Origin of the sequence: Polynucleobacter sp. MWH-Spelu-300-X4, from assembly GCF_018687515.1 — a bacterium.
Taxonomy (GTDB): domain Bacteria; phylum Pseudomonadota; class Gammaproteobacteria; order Burkholderiales; family Burkholderiaceae; genus Polynucleobacter.
This window is the reverse complement of record NZ_CP061294.1, coordinates 536938-556501: the sequence shown is the minus strand read 5'-3', so window position 1 is coordinate 556501 and position 19564 is coordinate 536938. Positions and strand designations below refer to the sequence as shown.

19 protein-coding genes are annotated in these 19564 nt (G+C 44.5%); 10 read left to right on the top strand and 9 right to left on the bottom strand.

The annotated features are described in order from the left end of the window. Nucleotides 1–2 precede the first annotated feature (2 nt). Entirely contained in the window at nt 3–773 is a 771-nt protein-coding gene (locus tag ICV01_RS02855; protein ID WP_215288422.1) for an SAM-dependent methyltransferase, read from the top strand. A gap of 167 nt (nt 774–940) precedes the next feature. On the opposite strand, the gene ICV01_RS02850 is transcribed toward ICV01_RS02855, so the two are convergent. The 4 genes from ICV01_RS02850 to ICV01_RS02835 form a co-directional block, all read right to left on the bottom strand. Further along, nucleotides 941–1879 (bottom strand): S49 family peptidase, encoded by a 939-nt coding sequence (locus ICV01_RS02850; RefSeq protein WP_215288419.1) that lies wholly within the window; start codon nt 1877–1879, stop codon nt 941–943. Nucleotides 1880–1943: 64 nt separating this feature from the next. Continuing rightward, nucleotides 1944–2600 carry an HAD family hydrolase gene (locus ICV01_RS02845; protein ID WP_215288418.1) on the bottom strand — a complete coding sequence of 219 codons (657 nt, stop codon included), beginning with the start codon at nt 2598–2600 and terminating at the stop codon, nt 1944–1946. An 11-nt stretch (nt 2601–2611) separates the two neighbouring features. Then, a complete protein-coding gene (locus ICV01_RS02840; RefSeq protein ID WP_215288415.1) occupies nt 2612–3487 on the bottom strand; it encodes a fumarylacetoacetate hydrolase family protein in 876 nt (291 codons plus the stop codon). A 29-nt stretch (nt 3488–3516) separates the two neighbouring features. Then, nucleotides 3517–4452, bottom strand: coding sequence for an RluA family pseudouridine synthase (locus tag ICV01_RS02835; RefSeq protein WP_215288414.1), 936 nt, complete (start codon nt 4450–4452; stop codon nt 3517–3519). A gap of 320 nt (nt 4453–4772) precedes the next feature. Here ICV01_RS02835 and ICV01_RS02830 point away from each other — a divergent pair, with 320 nt between their 5' ends. The 4 genes from ICV01_RS02830 to ICV01_RS02815 all read left to right on the top strand — a co-directional run bounded on the left by ICV01_RS02830 (nt 4773) and on the right by ICV01_RS02815 (nt 10245). Beyond that, nucleotides 4773–7394, top strand: coding sequence for an Rne/Rng family ribonuclease (locus ICV01_RS02830; RefSeq protein WP_215288412.1), 2622 nt, complete (start codon nt 4773–4775; stop codon nt 7392–7394). Between the two features lie 25 nt (nt 7395–7419). Then, a complete protein-coding gene (gene moaA / locus ICV01_RS02825) occupies nt 7420–8535 on the top strand; it encodes a GTP 3',8-cyclase MoaA (protein WP_215288408.1) in 1116 nt (371 codons plus the stop codon). Further along, nucleotides 8536–9837, top strand: coding sequence for a gephyrin-like molybdotransferase Glp (glp, locus tag ICV01_RS02820; protein ID WP_215288406.1), 1302 nt, complete (start codon nt 8536–8538; stop codon nt 9835–9837). It begins immediately after the preceding gene. Between the two features lie 93 nt (nt 9838–9930). Continuing rightward, nucleotides 9931–10245, top strand: coding sequence for a hypothetical protein (locus ICV01_RS02815; protein WP_215288404.1), 315 nt, complete (start codon nt 9931–9933; stop codon nt 10243–10245). A gap of 9 nt (nt 10246–10254) precedes the next feature. On the opposite strand, the gene ICV01_RS02810 is transcribed toward ICV01_RS02815, so the two are convergent. Beyond that, nucleotides 10255–11235: a D-glycerate dehydrogenase gene (locus ICV01_RS02810; RefSeq protein WP_215288402.1), complete on the bottom strand. Its 981-nt coding sequence runs from the start codon at nt 11233–11235 to the stop codon at nt 10255–10257. A 210-nt stretch (nt 11236–11445) separates the two neighbouring features. On the opposite strand from ICV01_RS02810, the gene fdxA reads away from it, so the two are divergent. After that, a complete protein-coding gene (fdxA, locus tag ICV01_RS02805; protein ID WP_215288400.1) occupies nt 11446–11769 on the top strand; it encodes a ferredoxin FdxA in 324 nt (107 codons plus the stop codon). Between the two features lie 12 nt (nt 11770–11781). Here fdxA and ICV01_RS02800 read toward each other — a convergent pair whose 3' ends face one another. Further along, a complete protein-coding gene (locus ICV01_RS02800) occupies nt 11782–13353 on the bottom strand; it encodes an iron ABC transporter permease (protein WP_251369377.1) in 1572 nt (523 codons plus the stop codon). A gap of 18 nt (nt 13354–13371) precedes the next feature. On the opposite strand from ICV01_RS02800, the gene ICV01_RS02795 reads away from it, so the two are divergent. From ICV01_RS02795 to ICV01_RS02780, 4 genes are all read left to right on the top strand, one after another. Continuing rightward, the gene (locus tag ICV01_RS02795) at nt 13372–14460 is read left to right on the top strand and encodes an ABC transporter ATP-binding protein (RefSeq protein WP_215288397.1); all 1089 of its coding nucleotides are present in this window, start codon (nt 13372–13374) and stop codon (nt 14458–14460) included. Nucleotides 14461–14474: 14 nt separating this feature from the next. Further along, complete coding sequence (locus ICV01_RS02790; RefSeq protein ID WP_215288394.1) at nt 14475–15269, top strand: thymidylate synthase; 795 nt, start codon at nt 14475–14477, stop codon at nt 15267–15269. A 14-nt stretch (nt 15270–15283) separates the two neighbouring features. Further along, nucleotides 15284–15763 (top strand): dihydrofolate reductase, encoded by a 480-nt coding sequence (locus tag ICV01_RS02785; protein WP_215288392.1) that lies wholly within the window; start codon nt 15284–15286, stop codon nt 15761–15763. A 121-nt stretch (nt 15764–15884) separates the two neighbouring features. After that, entirely contained in the window at nt 15885–16967 is a 1083-nt protein-coding gene (locus ICV01_RS02780; protein WP_215288390.1) for a TRAP transporter substrate-binding protein, read from the top strand. A gap of 71 nt (nt 16968–17038) precedes the next feature. On the opposite strand, the gene ICV01_RS02775 is transcribed toward ICV01_RS02780, so the two are convergent. Genes ICV01_RS02775 through ICV01_RS02765 form a run of 3 tightly spaced genes read right to left on the bottom strand, consistent with a single transcriptional unit; the run spans nt 17039 to nt 19511 of the window. Further along, entirely contained in the window at nt 17039–17485 is a 447-nt protein-coding gene (locus ICV01_RS02775; RefSeq protein WP_215288388.1) for a hypothetical protein, read from the bottom strand. After that, the gene (locus ICV01_RS02770) at nt 17485–18975 is read right to left on the bottom strand and encodes a TRAP transporter large permease subunit (protein ID WP_215288386.1); all 1491 of its coding nucleotides are present in this window, start codon (nt 18973–18975) and stop codon (nt 17485–17487) included. The genes ICV01_RS02775 and ICV01_RS02770 overlap by 1 nt, the downstream gene beginning before the upstream one ends. Next, a complete protein-coding gene (locus ICV01_RS02765) occupies nt 18972–19511 on the bottom strand; it encodes a TRAP transporter small permease subunit (RefSeq protein ID WP_215288384.1) in 540 nt (179 codons plus the stop codon). The genes ICV01_RS02770 and ICV01_RS02765 overlap by 4 nt, the downstream gene beginning before the upstream one ends. Between the last annotated feature and the right edge of the window lie 53 nt (nt 19512–19564).

The following is a 19564-nucleotide window of genomic DNA, read 5'->3' as shown; positions in this document are numbered from 1 at the left end:
TCATGGCAGGTACTCTTTACTTAATACCCAACACCTTAGGCGATGAACATCGCGAGACTCAACTCCCTCATGTGTTACCTAAGGACACCATCCATCAAGCATCACAGTTACGCTATTGGATTGTTGAAAATGCCAAAACTGCTCGCGCATTACTCAAAGCAATTGATTCACACGCGCCACTAATTTGCCCCCTACAAGAAATGCAAATGTCTGAGTGGCGCGGTCCAGCCAAAGAACATCAACAGAAAAATCAAACACCGGACGTTAAAAAACTATTACAACCGCTACTAGATGGTCATGACATGGGCTTAATGTCAGAAGCGGGTTTGCCAGCCATTGCCGACCCAGGCTCTGACGTTGTCAAAGCGGCGCACCAACTAGGCATTACCGTACGTGCCATGGTGGGACCAAGCTCGCTACTACTAGCACTCATGTCTTCAGGCATGAATGGTCAAAGCTTCGCATTCCACGGATATCTTCCTGTCAACCAAACAGAAAAAATTGCATCCTTAAAATATCTAGAACAAGAATCCAAGAAAAAACATCAAACACAATTGTGGATTGAAACGCCTTACAGAAATGCGGCCATGATTGAAACCATGTTGCAGTCACTTCACACCAATACCCACATGTGTGTTGCGGCTGACCTAAGCCTCCCTAGCGAATGGGTGAAATCACAAACCGTTGGCGCATGGCAAACCGCCATAAAAAAAGAGCCTGGACTTCTCCAAGCTCTTCATCAGCGACCCGCTGTTTTTTTACTGCTGGCCTAATTTGATTAAGACTTATCTCGCCGATATCGCACAAGATCTCAGTAATGCGGTAGAACCTTTGATGCCGTTGTTATACAGATTGGCCGTATCCATCAATGTCATGCTAGCTGACGATGCAGCGATGCTATCTATTATTTTTGTCCAATAGATTTTGCTAGCAAAAAGGTTTAGCGCATCTGCGCCCCTTGCATCAATACCCTCGCGGCACCATCGCCCATAGCCGCGCCAAAACGCTTCGCTACGCGCTCCGCAAAATTTTCTTTCACGGTGTAATCGTAAACATCTGGCGCTTTAAACACATCTCTTGCCACGCTATCAACAGTACCCAAAGCATCCGTCAAACCCAAGTCGATACTGCGTGCACCATTCCAAACTAAACCAGAAAACATATCAGGCGTTTCTTTCAAACGCTTACCGCGACCATCACGTACCACCTGTATAAATTGTTGGTGCACTTCACCTAACATCTCTTGCACAAACTCTTTTTGCTTTTTATCTTCTTTAGTAAATGGGTCTAATAAAGCTTTATTTTTCCCAGCAGTAATTAAACGGCGCTCAACGCCCAACTTATCCATCAAGCCCGTCACACCAAACCCACTCATGATCACACCAACAGACCCCACCAAACTTGCTTTATCAACATAGATTTGATCAGCAGCCACAGCCACGTAATAACCACCTGAGGCGCAAATCTCCTCAACCACTACATGTAACGGTTTCTGTGGATATTTGGCACGCAAACGCAAGATCTCATCATGGATAATTCCAGATTGAACTGGAGAACCGCCAGGGCTATTGATACGTAGAACCACCCCCACACTCTCATTACTTTCGAAAGCGGCATTCAATGCACTGTTAATTGTCTCTGCGCTAGCGCGAGAATCTGGACCAATCTCACCTTGCAAATCAACCAAAGCCGTGTGCTTGCCTAGAGCAGCTTTGCCGCCTAAGTTCACATCAAATAAATTAATAGCTAAAGCAACAAAAACAACTAAAGTTAAAACACGCATCACTGTTTTCCAACGACGTGCTCGACGCTGCTCTTTTAAGTTCTCCAATAAGAGATGCTCCAATGCCTGCCTCTCCCAAGAATTTTCTTCCGCCATGATCTTTCCTTTTTATGTGTTTCTTTAATATGTATTCTTACTTAAGCATCTTTATCAATTGCTATCAAGCGTGAGTCAACAACCACTCAGACAACTCCTCAACCTGACCAATACACATCAAAGGTTCTTCTTTCCTTAAAACGTGCTCAGGGTGCGCGCCATATGTCACAGCAATCGCATCGGCTCCCGCATTTTTCGCCATCAATAAATCATGGGTTGTATCCCCAATCATCAAAACTTTCTCCATCGGCACAGCTAAAGATTCTGATAACTCAATCAACATCGCTGGATGCGGCTTGGAAAAACATTCATCCGGCGTGCGGGTATCTGCAAACATATCATTTAAATCATGAAAATTTAATGACCGATCCAACCCTTTACGACTTTTACCTGTTGCTACCGCTAACAAATGCCCATTCGCCTTCAACTGATTTAATAAATCTTTAATGCCCACGAACAAATGGAGTTCGTGATCTTTAGACAAATAGTGATAACGAAAGCGGTCCACCAAACGAGGATGCTGATCAACTCTCACGGATGGCACCGCCGTACGCAAAGCATCTTGAACACCCAAACCAATCACATGACTCGCCACCGAGTCATCTGGGACGGGTAGCTCAAGATCCACGCATGCCTGCTGAATACATTTCACAATAGTAGGAGTTGAGTCCATCAAGGTCCCATCCCAATCCCACACAATCAACTCATACTTAGATGGCAAAAAATACTCGCTTAAATAACAGGGTTTTCTAAAGTGCCAATTCCAGCAATTTCAATTTTGACCTTATCGCCTTTTTTCAAGAATTTAGGTGGCTTAAAGCCCATACCAACACCACTAGGCGTACCAGTTGCAATCACATCACCAGGATACAAAGTAATACCAGCGGATAAGTTCTCAATAATGGTTGGGATATCAAATATCAATAATTGAGTTGTGGCGTTTTGACGCAATTCATCATTAACCCAACACTTAATAGCCGCTTTAGAAGAATCCAACTCATCAGCCGATACCAACCACGGCCCCATCGGACAAAAAGTATCAAAACTTTTCCCAATGTGAAATTGCACATGCTTAGCTTGCACATCTCTAGCGCTCACATCATTGATGATGGTGTAACCCCAAATATGTTTCATGGCATCGGCTTTCTTAATGCTCTTACCCTGCTTGCCAATCACTACTGCCAATTCAGCTTCATAATCCAACTCCTGCGTAGCTCCAGGATGACTATCAATTCCAACACCTTGGCCAACCACGGCTTCTGGAACCTTACTAAAAACCACTGGGTGCTTAGGTAAATTAGCCATAGACCCCTGTGCCTCACCCAACTTACTGTCTTTAATTTCTTGAATGTGATCCAAATAATTTTTACCAACGCAGAAAATATTGCGCCTTGGCTTTGGAATTGGCGCCAAGAGGCAAACATCTTTCATCGGTATTGGTGCGCCTTGAGATGGCAATTCTTTTCCATCGGCCATCATCTCAATAATAGGCAAAGCACCGAAAGCTGCTTGCGCATCACTTAATTGATACGGCGTTATCGTTTGCAAATCCGTAGAAACAACGCCAACATAACATTTAGTCTGATATTGAAAAGTCGCTAATTTCATCTTGTCTCCAGTTTTAATTTTTTATTAGTTTAGTCGGATATGAATTTTTCGAACGCCTCAGGAATCGGCGCCTCAAAAACCATCTTTTCTTCTGTTTTAGGATGTACAAAAGACAAATATTTAGCGTGAAGTAACAAACGCTTAGGCCTCAAAACTTTATCCAAGTCCTGGTCACCATACTTATCATCTCCCAAAATGGGGTGGCCATAGGTCTGTAAATGGACGCGAATTTGATGGGTACGCCCTGTTTTTAGCTGTGCTTCCACCAAACTACACAAACCATCGTGATAAACACCTTTTACTCGAATATTAGTGTGGCTAGGCTGCCCCCCATCGGCAGAAACTCTAACTCGCCGCTCACCATTAGGTAGCAAATATTTAAGCAAAGGATATTTAAGGGGGATGGATTTGCCTGAAACAGGCAAATTTCCATGAACCACCAATAAATAGCGCTTTTCCATTTTGCCTTCGCGAATTTGCTCATGCAAATGAACCAAAGCGCTTCTTTTTTTAGCCAACATCAAAAGACCTGAAGTATCTCGATCCAGTCGATGAACTAATTCAAGGAACTTGGCATCGGGTCTTTGAGCCCTCATCGCCTCAATAAGCCCTAATGAGACGCCAGAGCCTCCGTGAACAGCAATACCGGATGGTTTATTAACCACTAAAATGCTGTCATCTTCATATAAAATGTCTACTTCACCGCTTATCTTCTTTGAAATGAAGTCATTTGTCGGTTTTTTAATGTCTGATACGCGCAAAGGAGGCAACCTTAAAACGTCCCCTTCCGCTATTTTTTGACTAGCATCAGCCCTTTTCTTATTTACCCGCACTTCACCAGACCGAATAATTCGATAAATATGGGTTTTAGGCACGCCTTTAGCCATGCGAAACAGGAAGTTATCCAGCCTTTGGCCAGCTTCCTCAAATAAAACAATGTGTTGGGATACCGAATTACTGTTCATATGTCATATAATGACCTATCTTGCTGCGCAATATCAAATTTATGATTTGAGACATCATGTGCGCCAAGCTCGGTTCGAAATAGCCGGTTGATATTTCCAGGGTTCGCCTCTCCCCTGAAAGCAATGAGACGCAAGGGTTGGCTGGCATAGTGCCGCGATCCGCGAAACAGATAAAAGAATTTAATCGCGCGCTGACGCAACAAAGAAGAAAAAGTCAGCGAGTGTAGTGAAGTAGTCATCACAGAGGATAGTTTCGTTCTATCCCTTCTATTCCGTTTCGCGCCCCGCGATGGCTGCCTGGCCGCAGTACGGAGAATTACATGAAAAGAATGTTGTTTAATGCTACCCAGCAAGAAGAGCTGCGCGTAGCGATTGTTGACGGGCAAAAGCTCATTGATATTGATATTGAAACTACTGGGCGTGAACAACGCAAAGGCAATATCTACAAAGGCGTGATCACACGCATCGAACCATCCCTAGAAGCTTGCTTTGTGAACTATGGTGAAGAGCGTCACGGCTTTCTGCCATTTAAAGAAGTATCACGCGCTTACTTTAAAGAGGGTATCGATGTTAGAACCGCGGGCATCAAAGAAGCCTTGCGTGAAGGCCAAGAAATTATTGTTCAGGTTGAAAAAGAAGAGCGCGGCAACAAAGGTGCTGCCCTTACTAGCTTTATCTCCCTAGCAGGTCGCTATTTGGTTTTAATGCCAAATAATCCTCGCGGAGGTGGTGTCTCACGTCGTATTGAAGGCGAAGACCGCAACGAACTACGCGAAGCCATGAGTCAATTAACCGTACCAGACGGCATGAGCATTATTGCTAGAACCGCTGGTATTGGTCGTGCCGCTGAAGAACTTCAGTGGGACTTAAACTATCTCATGCAGTTGTGGAAAGCGATTGATGAAGCCGCAAGCGGCAATAGCGCCCCACTTTTAATTTACTTGGAATCTAGCTTGGTGATTCGCGCGATTCGCGACTATTTCCAACCTGATATCGGCGAAATCCTTATCGACACCGATGAGATTTACGAGCAAGCCAGCGCCTTCATGTCAGTCGTCATGCCAGACAACATGTCTCGCGTTAAGCGCTACCACGATGATGTGCCACTGTTCTCACGTTTCCAGATTGAACACCAAATTGAAACTGCTTACTCACGTACCGTTTCATTGCCATCTGGTGGCGCAATTGTGATTGACCATACAGAAGCCTTGGTTTCTGTCGACGTTAACTCAGCACGCGCCACACGCGGCACGGACATTGAAGAAACTGCGGCTAGAACCAACTTAGAAGCTGCTGATGAATTAGCTCGCCAAATGCGTCTTCGCGACCTTGGTGGCTTGATCGTCATCGACTTCATCGACATGGAATCTTCCAAAAACCAAAAAGATGTAGAGCAGCGCTTAAAAGACGCTCTGCGTCATGACCGTGCACGCGTTCAAATGGGCAAGATTTCTCGCTTCGGTTTATTAGAATTATCACGTCAACGTTTACGCCCAGCTTTATCTGAAAGCAGCAACGTGACCTGCCCTCGCTGTAATGGCACAGGACACATCCGTGACACAGAATCTTCAGCGCTTCAAGTACTTCGCATCATTCAAGAAGAAGCCATGAAAGAAAATACAGCAGCGATTCATTGCCAAGTACCGGTTGATGTTGCCGCGTTCTTGTTAAATGAAAAACGTGCTGAAGTAATCAAAATTGAGAGCCGCTTTAAAGTGAATGTTCTGCTTTTACCGAACAAACATTTAGAAACGCCTCACTACAAGTTAGAGCGCCTTCGCCATGACGATCCACGCCTAGATGATCCAAAAGCTAGCTATGCTATGGCCGAAGAAGCCAGCAAAGAGCTTGAGTCAGACACTATCTTGAATCGTCGTGCTGAAGAAGCAAAACCACGCCAAGAAGCGGCGGTAAAAGGTATTACACCTAGCCAACCGGCCCCTACAGGTGTTGCTCGCCCTGAACGTAAAACTTCTTCCTCAGAAAAATCTGGTGGCGGACTCATTGGCTTCATTAAGAAATTATTCGGTAGCAAAGAAGAAGTAAAACCTGTTGAAAAACGCGCTTCTCGCGAAGGTCGCAACGACAGAAATGGCCGTAACCGTAACAACCGCAACAAAAATCGTAACAAGCAAGAGACTGGTGAACGCAATAACCAACCAGCACGTGCTGAAGGCGAAGCAAAAGCGGATAACAAAGAACCACGCCAACAAAATAACCGCAACCAACGCAACCGTCAGAACAATAAACCTGAAGCGAATGCTGAAGCAAAAGCTGAACAGCCTAAGGACATTTTGACTCATGGCGAAGTTGCCGGAGCGCCTGACCAAGCTGAAGGTGGTGATGAGCGTCGCCGTGGCCGTAACCGCCGCGGACGTAATCGCGGTCGTGATCGCGAGCGTACCGAGCGCAATGACCATGTTGAAAATGCTACGGCACCTGTTGTGGAAGGTTCTAGCAACTCTAATGCTTCCGATGTTTCAAACGTCACTGCTATTACTAACACTTCAACTGTTTATGCAACAGTTGCTTCAACTGAAGCTGATGCTGTTGCGCCAACATTTGCAAGCCATGAAACACCTGCGCCAAGCTTTAGCTCAGAGCCTAAGGTAGCTGCAACCATTTCAACAACACCAGTTCCAGCTCAATCTGAGGCAGATTTTGTTGTTGCGCCAGTTGTGGAAGCTGTTGCAGCTCCTGCGGAATTACCAAAGGTAGAGTTCAAAGCACTTCAAACAACTGATTTAGCGCCTGTTCTTGAATCCGCTGGTTTAGTTTGGGTGAACACAGACAGCCAAAAATTAGCTGAAGTACGCGCTCAAATAGCAGCTGAGCCAGCTGTGACGCATGCTCCAAGACAACCTAAACCACCTGTTGAATTGACAGCAGGGCCGATGGTTTTAGTTGAAACTGGCGGCAAAGAACAAACCATCGAAAAGTAATACTTCGCTCTACAATGAGGGGCCTATGTCAGAAAGAGTCATACCCCTCATCGATGAGCGCCAACGCAAAGTAGATAGCTTTGTTCCGGCTATCCCGGAACAACTGCTGCCTGCCACAGGGTTACTCTCAGATAACCGAGGCAGACAACTTCACGACTTACGCATTTCTGTTACAGACCGCTGCAATTTCCGTTGCACCTATTGCATGCCCAAAGAAGTCTTTGATAAAGATTACCCCTACTTATCTCATGGTGATCTATTAAGCTTTGAGGAAATTGTTCGCATTGCCAAAATTTATATTGGTCACGGTGTTGAAAAAATTCGCTTAACAGGCGGCGAGCCTCTCTTAAGAAAACATATTGAAAAACTCATCGCCATGTTGGCGCCGCTCAAAACACTCAGCGGCAAACCAATTGATCTAACGCTTACAACCAACGGCAGCTTGCTTCGCAAAAAAGCACAGTCATTAAAAGATGCTGGATTAACTCGCATCACAGTCAGCCTAGATAGTCTCAATGATGAAACATTCCGGAAAATGAATGATGTTGACTTTCCTGTAGCGGATGTTTTAGATGGGATTGCTGCTGCACAAGAAGCTGGCTTTACGAATATCAAAGTAAACATGGTGGTTAAAAAAGGCACCAATGATCAAGAGATCATTCCCATGGCTAACTACTTTAAAAATAGCCCCATCATTTTGAGATTCATTGAGTTCATGGATGTGGGGGCTTCTAATGGTTGGAATATGGCTGAAGTGCTTTCTTCAGCAGAAGTGATTAAGAAGATTCATGAAACATACCCCCTTCGCAACCTCAACCCCAATTACTCTGGAGAAGTGGTTGAGCGCTGGGAGTACGCTGATGGCTCAGGTGAAGTTGGCGTCATCTCAAGCGTGACACAAGCCTTTTGCAAAGACTGTACGCGCGCGCGCCTATCAACTGAAGGCAAAATGTATCTCTGCTTATTTGCTACAAAAGGTTATGACCTAAAAGAATTACTACGCCAAGGTAAGAGTGATTTAGAAATCAGTAATGTGATTGCGCAAATTTGGGGGCAACGTTCAGACCATTACTCTGAATTAAGAGGCTCACCAGAAATGAGTGATCGCCTTAAAGTAGAAATGTCTTATATTGGTGGCTAAATGAGCACACTCCCCAAGCTTTCCGCCACCATGAATCACATCCCCGCTAGCAATCCTGATGCACTTCGGGTTGATGAAGCGTTGCAATTAATTAAAACTTTTGTTCAGCCGCACACCCAATCACTCACCACTGAATTAATCCCGCTACAACAATCATTAGGCCGCGTTTTAGCTAAGGATCTAATCTCCCCCATCAACGTTCCCGCCGCTGATAATTCTGCGATGGATGGTTATGCATTCAATAGCGCTTCACTATTTAGCACCTCATCCCAATTTATTGCACTCAAAAATATGGGCGCCGCCCTTGCCGGAAAACCTTTCTTAACAGAAGTTGAAGTCGGCGCCTGCATTCGAATCATGACTGGGGCAAGCATGCCTTTAGGTTGCGATACCGTCATTCCTCAAGAGCTCGTTCAAATAGATGGCGATTTAATTTCTTTTGCGACAAATGCCGTAAAAGCTGGCGACAATCGTCGCTTAAAAGGCGAGGATTTAAAAGAAGGTAAGCCCGCCTTACTCGCTGGGAAGATTATTCGTCCAGCTGACTTAGGATTAATTGCTTCACTAGGCATCTCTCAAGTAACAGTTAATAAAAAATTACGGGTTGGATTTTTTTCAACAGGAACTGAGCTGCGCTCAATCGGAGAAAAACTAGATCCTGGCTGCGTTTACGATAGCAATCGCTATACGATTTTTGGCATGCTATCTCGACTAAATCTTGACCTCATCGATTTTGGTGTAGTGCCTGACCAACCAGAAGATTTACGCCTGACTTTTGCCACGGCAGCCGCCGAGTGTGATGTCATCATCACTTCAGGCGGCGTATCCGTGGGCGTTGCTGATTACACCAAGCAAATCATGCAAGAGATGGGAGATATTGGTTTTTGGAAGTTAGCGATTCGCCCAGGACGCCCCATGGCATTTGGCTCAATTAGCTCAGAAAATCACCAGGCTGTTTTATTTGGCTTACCTGGCAATCCCGTAGCAACTATGGTGACCTTTTATCAGTTAGTAAAACCAGCTCTTTTAACGATGGCTGGAGCATCACACACAGATACCCCCATCTCTAAAGCCCGCTCATTAACGGCGATTCGAAAGCTCCCAGGAAGAACCGAATTTCAAAGGGGGCAACTATCAATTAGCTCTGATGGCATGCCCACCGTATTAGCAATGCCTTCCCAAGGATCTGGTGTCCTTAGATCCATGAGTGAAGCTGATTGCTTAATCGTACTAGGCCACAACCAAGAATCTATAGAGCCTGGAGAGCTTGTAGATATTGTGTTATTTGAAGGTTTGATTTAATTTTTCAATATTGCAACGCAATATCATATCTAAAATTAGTATAGAATTTGGGCTATCAACCTTTATTTACCTTAATTGCACCTTAACCCAAAAATGCCAAGCAAGTACACCAAAAAAGAAGTTGTGTATGTCGACCCTCTACACACTGCTAAAACACTGGTTTTAGTTTATTTAAGTTTTTCTGTACCAGTGGTTTTGCTAGCATTGTTTGTGGCATTTATTCGCGACGGCGAACTGCCTGGCTTCACAGTGATCTCCGCCCTCATCCTCAACGCATTGATTGGATTTGGTTTGCTATGGCTTGCCTGCAAAGTGTATAACTGGGTGGCGGAAAAATTTGGCGGCATTGAGGTGGCGCTTAAAGATATCGATGCAAGCGACATCACACCACCATCATCACAAGATTAAAAACTGACTTTAATAAACAATCAGATTGGGCGGGGCAAGCCCCGCCAAACCAGCTAAACAATTCTTAATCGCTAACTCAATCATCGCTCGCCTAGTTTTTTCTGTGGCACTGGCGATATGTGGCGACAAAACCACGTTACTTAACGCCAGCAACTCTGACCTTACTGTTGGCTCACCTTCGAATACATCAATGCCAGCAGCAAAAATACGTTTTTCTTTAAGCGCCTTCGCCAAAGCTAACTCATCCACAATGCCTCCACGCGCAATATTAATGAGCGTCGCAGTAGGCTTCATCAACGAAAGTTCTTTCTCACCAAATAGATGGTGGTTCTCAGGCGTATAGGGCATAACCAAAATAATGTGGTCAGATTCTTTTAATAGCGTATCGCGATCAACATAACGAGCGCCACATTCCTGTTCCAAATCCGGAGATAAACGAGAGCGATTGTGATACATCACATTCATACTAAATCCCGAGGCACGTTTCGCAATCGCTTGCCCAATACGTCCCATACCCATAATGCCTAAATTACTGTGATGAATATCCATCGCCAAAGGCGTGTCGCAGATAGAAAATTTCTTCCAATGCCCAGCTCTTAACCAATGCTCGGTTTCCGTTACCCTTCTAGCCGTCGCCATTAAAAGCGCAAAACCAAAATCTGCTGTCGTTTCAGTTAATACGTCAGGCGTATTGGTCGCCAAAATATTCGCGGCCTTTAATGCTGCCAAATCTAAATTGTTATAACCAACTGCGATATTCGAAATAATTTTCAAATGAGTTGCTGTTTTAAGGTGCGCTTCGCCAATGGGCTCACTGCCTGTGATGATGGCTGCATCTTTATCCACCAAAGCTTGTCTTAAGGCCTCTGGTTCCCAAATGCGATCCGATTGATTCGACTCCACCTCAGCGACTTCTTGAAGACGCTCCAAAATGTCAGGAAAAATAGACCGCGCGACCAAAATCTTCGGTTTTTGAGTTTTTTCAGACATACCCTATGCAACCCCTCGTTTTTCTTGATTTTTATATTTTCGCGGCAAAACCCTTTGAACATTAGGATTTAGCCGGTCTTTCCGATTGTATGCCATTGATTTATCGCATACCTAAATCACTAAATCATCTAATAATTGCAGGGTTTCAGACGTAAACGCGCTATCTCTAAGATAAAATAATGGTTTTGGTCTTTTTGAGATAGAACTGCCATGACTTACGTAGTAACCGAAGCCTGTATTCGTTGCAAATATACCGATTGCGTTGATGTGTGTCCTGTTGACTGCTTCCGCGAAGGCGCTAACTTTTTAGCGATTGATCCAGATGAGTGTATCGATTGCGCCGTTTGTGTTCCTGAATGCCCAGTCAATGCAATTTATGCAGAAGATGACGTACCTGGTGATCAACAAGAGTACATTAAATTAAACGTTGAATTAGCGCGCAAGTGGCCTTCTATTACCAAATCAAAAGCGCCTCTAGCAGATGCTGATGAATGGAAAGATGTCACAGGCAAGTTAAGCGAATTAGTTCGCTAATTGATATTTCAATTATTTATCTCGAGACATTGCGCGAGATAAAAGAATCACTGGGATCAAGCCGGCTAAAACAATGGTTAAAGCCGGCCACGCCGCTTCAGCTAAGCGCTCATCCGCAGCCAACTGATAAGTAACCACAGCCAACGTATCAAAATTAAAAGGTCGCAATACCAAAGTTGCCGGCAACTCTTTCATCACATCCACAAAAACCAATAGCCCGGCAGTTAAAAGACTACGCCTCAATAAAGGCAGATGAATCCGTCGCAATAACTCCCACCTACCAGAACCCAAACTCATCGCGCTAGCATCCATGCTTGGCGTAATTTTGCTAAGCCCTGCTTCTACAGTCTGCAAGCCAGATGATAAAAAGCGTGTGAGGTAGGCATAAACCAAAATTGCAACAGATCCTGACAGTAGCCAAGCTATATCTAACTGCGCCAATAAAATTAAAATGCCTACAGCTAAAACGGCGCCCGGCACGGCATATCCTAAACTGACCATGCGATTAGCCATGGTTTGCCAAATACCTTTTGATATGCGCGCACCATAAGCCAACCACACCGCCAATATCACAGCGCACATCGCTGTTAACGTTGAGAGCCATAAGGTATTAACTAACCAGCCCCAATATCTTGGTTGAAACCCATCGCCATTTGATAAAGCCAAATAAGCCATGATGGCAACAGGCAATACAAATCCAAACAACATAGGCATAGCGCAAGCCATGCTTGCCCAAAAAGCTTTTTTGCCTTGCAAACGCCAAGGTTTAATTTGTCTAAAACGTTGGCCGCTAGCAGCAAAACGCATTTGACGCCGACTAACATGCTCCAACATCAGTAGCAAAAATATAACGCCCAACAAAACTGCTGACAATTGCACAGCGGCTATCCGATCACCCATCCCCAACCAGGCGCGATAAATACCGGTGGTCATTGTTTGGACACCAAAGTAAGACATAGCACCATAATCAGCAACTGCCTCCATGAGCGCTAAAGCAACACCAGCCATCGTTGCTGGCCTAGCCATCGGTAAAGCGACCTTCCAAAAAGCACCCCACGGACTCGAACCTAAAGTTCTAGCAGCATCAATCAAACGAGGACTTCTTTCTAAAAAAGCTGTCCGACAAAGCAAATAGACATAGGGGTACAAAGCCAAACTTAAAACACAAATCGCCCCCCAAAGAGATCTTGGATCCGGGAACCACTCTAACCTTGACATCCCCAACCAAGCTCTCAAGAAACTTTGAACGGGTCCTGAGAACTGAAAAAAATCCGTATAGGCATAGGCCATCACGTAGGTAGGCATGGCCAACGGCAGAATTAAAGCCCACTCATAAATACGCTTACCAGGAAAATCGCAAGTAGCTACCAACCAAGCACAAATAACCCCCATACTTGCCACACCTATGGCCACACCTATAGCCATCATGAGCGTGGTAAAGGCATAACTCGGTAGCACCGTATGAAATAAATGAGACAAGACCTCAGTACTGCCCGCTTGAGGATTCAATAAAGCAGTAAAAATACCTAATATCGGCAATGCCAATACAAGTGAAAAGAGAGTGGGTATTAAACGTAATCGCAAGATGCGACAATTATAGGAATGATTAACAATAAATCACCTATCCATTTAAATTTAGAGGATATTCATGTGAGCTATCCAGGCGAAAAGTCTGGCAGCTCCATCCCTATTGTTAAAGGCCTTAGCATGAGCCTGCAACAAGGTCGAATTGGTTGCCTGCTAGGCCCTTCAGGATGCGGCAAATCGACTATTTTGCGGGCTATCTGTGGTTTTGAACCTATTCAATCCGGATCAATTACTTTAGATAGTCAAAAAGTAAGCACCCCCAACTATCTGCTTGCCCCTGAGAAACGTCGGGTCGGAGTCGTATTTCAAGATTACGCTTTGTTTCCTCATTTAACTAATGCTGAGAATGTGGCGTTTGGCCTAAGAGGTATCAGCAAAAAAGAAGCCATCCAAAAAGCTGAGGATTGGCTGATACGCGTAGGACTTCATGATGTTGGAAACCGTTACCCCCATGAATTATCAGGCGGCCAACAACAACGGGTGGCACTCGCACGCGCCATGGCGCCAGAACCAGAACTATTACTCTTAGATGAACCCTTCTCCAATCTGGATGTGGACTTAAGAGAACGTCTCGCAAGCGAAGTGCGCGATATCTTAAAAGCCAATGGCACAACTGCATTATTGGTGACTCATGATCAATTTGAAGCCTTCGCCATTGCCGATGACATCGGGGTGATGGCAGATGGTCGTTTAGTTCAATGGGATAGCGCCTACAACCTGTATCACCGTCCAGCTAACCGATTTGTTGCCAGCTTCATAGGTTATGGGGTATTTGTTCCTGGCAAAACACAAGTAGGGCCATCTGTGGAAATTGAATTAGGCAACCTACCGCTTCCCCAATCGAGCTACGGACTACCTGGCGAAGAGGTAGACGTTTTATTACGTGCCGACGATATAGTTCACGATGACGACAGCCCACTCTTAGCCACCGTGATAAAAAAGGCTTTTCGTGGAGGCGATTTTCTCTATACCGTTCGTCTTGATTCTGGCCTAGAACTAATGGCGATGGTACCTAGTCATCACAATCACGAAATTGGCGAAAAAATCGGCATCAAGCTTATCGCTGATCATGTGGTGACTTTCTCAAAGATGTCTATAAATTAAGCTAGAATCTAGCCATGCAGCAATATCTAGATCTCATGCGCCATGTATTGGCCAATGGCACCCATAAATCAGACCGCACGGGCACAGGCACAACCTCTGTCTTTGGTCATCAAATGCGCTTTGATTTACAAAAAGGGTTTCCAGTCGTCACAACTAAAAAACTCCACCTTAAATCCATCATTATTGAGTTGCTTTGGTTCCTTCAAGGAAGCACCAACAATAATTGGCTAAAAGAAAGAGGTGTGAGTATTTGGGATGAGTGGGCCAAAGAGGATGGTGAATTAGGCCCTATTTATGGCTACCAGTGGCGCTCTTGGCCTGCACCTAACGGTGAACACATTGACCAAATTAGCCAATTGATTGATCAGATTAAAAATAATCCTGATTCACGTCGCTTAATCGTGTCTGCTTGGAACGTTGCTGAGATTCCTCGTATGGCACTACCTCCTTGCCATGCCTTCTTCCAGTTTTACGTAGCAAATGGCAAGCTATCCTGCCAACTCTATCAACGTAGTGCGGATATTTTCTTAGGCGTACCTTTTAACATCGCCAGCTACGCCCTACTGACTCACATGATTGCGCAACAAACAGGTTTAACGCCTGGCGACTTCATATGGACGGGCGGGGACTGCCACTTGTATACCAACCACATGGAACAGGTGAAGCTACAGTTATCTAGACAACCTTTGACACTCCCACAGTTAGCGATACATCGCCAACCAGCCAGCATCTTCGATTATGAATACGAAGACTTTGAGCTTGTTGGCTACCAGCATCACGACCCTATAAAAGCCCCTGTGGCCATTTAAGCTTCGAGGACTACGTGGAGTTAGATATCATTGTTGCGCGCGCTAAAAATGGTGTTATTGGCGTCAATAACACTTTACCTTGGCGTCTACCAGAAGATCTCAAACATTTTAAAAATACCACTTCTGGCTACCCCATCATCATGGGACGCAATACTTGGGAATCTTTAGGGCGCCCATTACCTGGCCGCAGAAATATCGTGGTTAGCCGCAACCCAGAATTAAAGCTAGAAGGCGCAGAAACATTTACCTCTTTAGAAGATGCGATTGACGCCTGTAGTGGCACAGAAAAAGTATTCATCATCGGTGGCGCTCAAATTTATGAACAAGCCATGGCATATGCTGACAAATTGATTGTTACAGAAGTTGACCTGGAAATTAATGGCGATGCCTTCTTCCCTGAAATCGATGACATGATGTGGGAAGAAGTATCAAGAGAAGAGCACCATAACGGCGACTTAGGCTACGCCTTTGTGACCTATATCAGCAAGTTCTGATAGGGTTTACTCTAATAAACTTCTAAGCAAAACCCCCATTTTTTATATCTTTTTGCATTAATATTTAATGCATCTGAATAGGTATATTCAGGCCATTAGTTTTAACAAGAGGAGAATAACGATGGATCGTCGTAAATTTATCGCTGGCACAGGTATGGCTGGCATTTTGGCTGCCGGTGTTGCACCAGCTGTTCACGCTCAAGGTGCCACTATTCGTTGGCGCTTAGCGTCAAGCTTTCCAAAATCAATTGATACACTTTTTGGCGGCTCTGAAGTTTTCGCTGCCAAATTAAAAGAATTATCTGGTGGCAAATTTACCATCAGCACACATGCTGCTGGTGAATTAATGCCAGCTTTTGGCGTATTAGATGGTGTACAACAAGGTACGGTTGAATGCGCTCACACGGCTCCTTACTATTTCTTTGGTAAAGATGAGGCATTTGCGTTAGATTGCGCTATTCCATTTGGTTTAAATGGTCGCCAAACAAACGCTTGGATGTTTGACGGTAATGGCCTAAAGCTCATGCGTGAGTTCTACGCAGCCTACAACGTTGTGAACTTCCCTCTTGGCAATACCGGAGCGCAAATGGGTGGTTGGTATCGTAAAGAAATTAATACGCTTGCAGACCTTAAGGGTCTTAAATTCCGCATCGGTGGTTTCGGTGGAAAAATTTTGGAGCCATTAGGTGTTGTGCCACAAAATTTACCTGCAGGGGAAATTTATCAAGCTCTAGAAAAAGGTACGATTGATGCGGCCGAATGGATTGGGCCTTATGATGACCTAAAGCTAGGTCTATACAAAGTAGCTAAACATTACTACTACCCAGCTTTCTGGGAAGGTGGTCCTCAACTAAGCCTCTACGTCAACAGCAAAGCTTATAACGCTCTTTCACCTGAATATAAGGCCATGATTGAAGCAGCAGCAACTTATGCTCACGTTGAAATTGCAGCGAAGTATGACGCCCGCAACCCTAAAGCTTTGAAAGAGCTAGTAGCAGGCGGCGCGAAACTTCATCGCTTACCTAAACCTATCATGGATCAAGCATTTAAAGTCTCTCAAGATGTTTATGCGGACTTGAGCGCCAAAAATCCTCGCTGGAAAAAAATATTTGCCGACTACGAAGCATTCCGTCGTGACCAGAACCTTTGGTTCCGTTTCGCGGAAAAAGGTTTCGATGATTTCATGCAAGCACAAAAGCTTTGATACCTTCCGTTAGTTAAGCGGTATCAAATAAGTAAAAAGCCAGTCAATGACTGGCTTTTTCTTTTGACAAATTAAATACGCAAGGGGCCAAGACTTAATCTGGCAAAGGCTTGTAAAACTTCAGGGGATGCTGAGTGAAACACATAAACACCAACCCCTGAACGCACTACTAAACGGGGCGCCACCAACCAAGATAAATAAGGTAAATAAATGAACTTCGCCTGACTAACCTCTTTTACCAAGACCCGCTTATTCCAAATCCAAGTTTGCTCAATTAACCCATGTTTAACAGAAGTACGACTTCTCAATATCCAATAGTACGCAACACAGCAAACCATTAACGATGCTGCCATGACACCCAAAGCACCGAAAGAAACTTCCTCGCTCAACATCTCTTGGGCAGCTCGGTAACCCCAAAAAAATAAGGCAAGCATGAGTATGCTTGCCAATACTTTTATCAATAGAGGAAAGGCTGGTCCTTCTACTGAAACATCTTCTAAAAAATGAGTATCTGCCATTATTTTTTAGCAGGCTCCTTAAATAAATCATCAATCATTTTTTGATCATCTAACTTAGGTGCCTCATGTAAATCATCCACCGGCGCTTCCAATTGAACCTTATCCAAATCAACCTTCTCTTGCTTATCTAAGAAGACTGTGACAGTTTGAGGCACGAAAATCACTACAACTACCAAGATCAACTGCAAAATCACCCAAGGGATTGATCCCATATAGATATCTTTTGATTCGATTTTTGTTGGAATAGAACCATTTTTGTAAAGCGAATCAGCAATACCTCGCAAATAGAACAGGGCGAAACCAAATGGCGGATGCATGAAGCTTGTCTGCATATTGACGCACAACAAAACACCAAACCAAATCATATCAATACCCATCTTATCCGCTACAGGACCCAACATCGGCAAGATGATGAAAGCAATTTCAAAGAAGTCCAAGAAGAACGCTAAGAAAAACACAAAAATATTAACCACTAGCAAAAAGCCTGTTTGGCCACCTGGCAAATTGGACAACATGTGCTCAATCCACACGCCACCATCAACTCCTTGGAAGACCAATGAGAATACGCGAGAACCAATCAAAATAAACACCACCATCGCTGTGATACGCATGGTGCCTGTCATACCGTCTTTAATGATTTCCCAATTAAGACGCTTATGCATAGCGGCCAATACAAAGGCGCCCACAGCTCCCATCGCGCCAGCCTCTGTTGGCGTACAAACTGCTGTATCAATGCCTGGCAAACCACCCATACTGCCAAGTACCGCAAAAATCAGCACTCCTGAAGGAATAATGCCGCGTAAACATTTTTTCCAAAGAGCCCAGCCGTTTAATGTTCTAGCTTCTTTAGGCACTCCGGGCAAATAAGCCGGTCTAAAACGCGTTAAAAAGAATGTGTATGCCACAAAAATAAGAACTTGAAGAATCGACGGTCCCCATGCGCCCTTATACATATCGCCTACTGAACGACCCAACTGGTCGGCCATAACCACCAACACCAAAGATGGCGGCACCAATTGCGTAATGGTTCCAGAAGCCGCCAATACGCCAGTGGCATAACGCATGTTGTAACCGTAACGCATCATGACTGGCAATGAAATCATGGCCATAGCAATAACTTGGCCAGCAACCGTACCTGTAATAGCGCCGAGAATAAAACCAACAATAATGACTGAATAACCAAGACCGCCGCGTATCGGGCCAAATAATTGCCCCATCGAGTCCAGCATGTCTTCAGCCAAACCGCATTTCTCCAAAATAGCACCCATCAAAGTAAAAAATGGGATGGCTAATAAAAGATCGTTCGATAAGATGCCAAAAATATTTAATGGCAAATTAGACATAAAACTAGCGGGGAACCAGCCTTGCGAAATCGCGAAGAAGCCGCTTAACAAACCTAAAGCAGCTAATGAAAATGCTACTGGGAAGCCAATCAACATAATGAGGATCAGCCCCAAGAACATCATGGGGGCAAAAGTCTGCATGCTCATTGGAGAGGCCTTTCATAATGAATATCCATGTCATAGGCATGTGTTAACCAACCCACTCGCTTAATGATCTCGGAGATACCTTGGATGCCAACCAAAAAGAAACCTAGCGGCAACATCATCATCGCAGGCCATCGAATCAAACCACCCGCATTACTCGACATCTCTTTAGAAATAAACATACTCATAAAAAGCGGCATGCATAAGTAAGCAAAATAAATCATGGCAGGCAATAAAAAGAAAACCAGGCCAAATAGGTCAATATAGACACGAGCCTTGCTTTGCAAAGTGCCATAAATCACATCAACGCGCACATGCTCATTAACACGTAACACTTGGGCAGCGCCCATCATCACGCATCCTGCAAATAAATACCACTGAATCTCTAACCAGCCATTAGAGCTGTAATCAAATAGATAACGTACGAATGCATTTAACGCACTAATAAAACAGGACAAAATAACAGCCCATTTAGCGACCCCAGCAAACTTATCCGTTACCCAATCAATTCTATGGGCTAATGCAATCAGTTGCTTCATGATTGACCTCTTTATATTTCATTCTTATGGGAGCAATTCTATCAGCAAGATAA

Excerpts from the sequence above, each read along its gene's own strand:
- ICV01_RS02855 (WP_215288422.1), top strand. The coding sequence starts at position 3 with ATGGCAGGTACTCTTTACTTAATACCCAACACCTTAGGCGATGAACAT.
- ICV01_RS02850 (WP_215288419.1), bottom strand. The coding sequence starts at position 1,879 with ATGGCGGAAGAAAATTCTTGGGAGAGGCAGGCATTGGAGCATCTCTTA.
- ICV01_RS02840 (WP_215288415.1), bottom strand. The coding sequence starts at position 3,487 with ATGAAATTAGCGACTTTTCAATATCAGACTAAATGTTATGTTGGCGTT.
- ICV01_RS02835 (WP_215288414.1), bottom strand. The coding sequence starts at position 4,452 with ATGAACAGTAATTCGGTATCCCAACACATTGTTTTATTTGAGGAAGCT.
- ICV01_RS02830 (WP_215288412.1), top strand. The coding sequence starts at position 4,773 with ATGAAAAGAATGTTGTTTAATGCTACCCAGCAAGAAGAGCTGCGCGTA.
- moaA (WP_215288408.1), top strand. The coding sequence starts at position 7,420 with ATGTCAGAAAGAGTCATACCCCTCATCGATGAGCGCCAACGCAAAGTA.
- glp (WP_215288406.1), top strand. The coding sequence starts at position 8,536 with ATGAGCACACTCCCCAAGCTTTCCGCCACCATGAATCACATCCCCGCT.
- ICV01_RS02815 (WP_215288404.1), top strand. The coding sequence starts at position 9,931 with ATGCCAAGCAAGTACACCAAAAAAGAAGTTGTGTATGTCGACCCTCTA.
- ICV01_RS02810 (WP_215288402.1), bottom strand. The coding sequence starts at position 11,235 with ATGTCTGAAAAAACTCAAAAACCGAAGATTTTGGTCGCGCGGTCTATT.
- fdxA (WP_215288400.1), top strand. The coding sequence starts at position 11,446 with ATGACTTACGTAGTAACCGAAGCCTGTATTCGTTGCAAATATACCGAT.
- ICV01_RS02795 (WP_215288397.1), top strand. The coding sequence starts at position 13,372 with ATGATTAACAATAAATCACCTATCCATTTAAATTTAGAGGATATTCAT.
- ICV01_RS02790 (WP_215288394.1), top strand. The coding sequence starts at position 14,475 with ATGCAGCAATATCTAGATCTCATGCGCCATGTATTGGCCAATGGCACC.
- ICV01_RS02780 (WP_215288390.1), top strand. The coding sequence starts at position 15,885 with ATGGATCGTCGTAAATTTATCGCTGGCACAGGTATGGCTGGCATTTTG.
- ICV01_RS02775 (WP_215288388.1), bottom strand. The coding sequence starts at position 17,485 with ATGGCAGATACTCATTTTTTAGAAGATGTTTCAGTAGAAGGACCAGCC.
- ICV01_RS02770 (WP_215288386.1), bottom strand. The coding sequence starts at position 18,975 with ATGAGCATGCAGACTTTTGCCCCCATGATGTTCTTGGGGCTGATCCTC.
- ICV01_RS02765 (WP_215288384.1), bottom strand. The coding sequence starts at position 19,511 with ATGAAGCAACTGATTGCATTAGCCCATAGAATTGATTGGGTAACGGAT.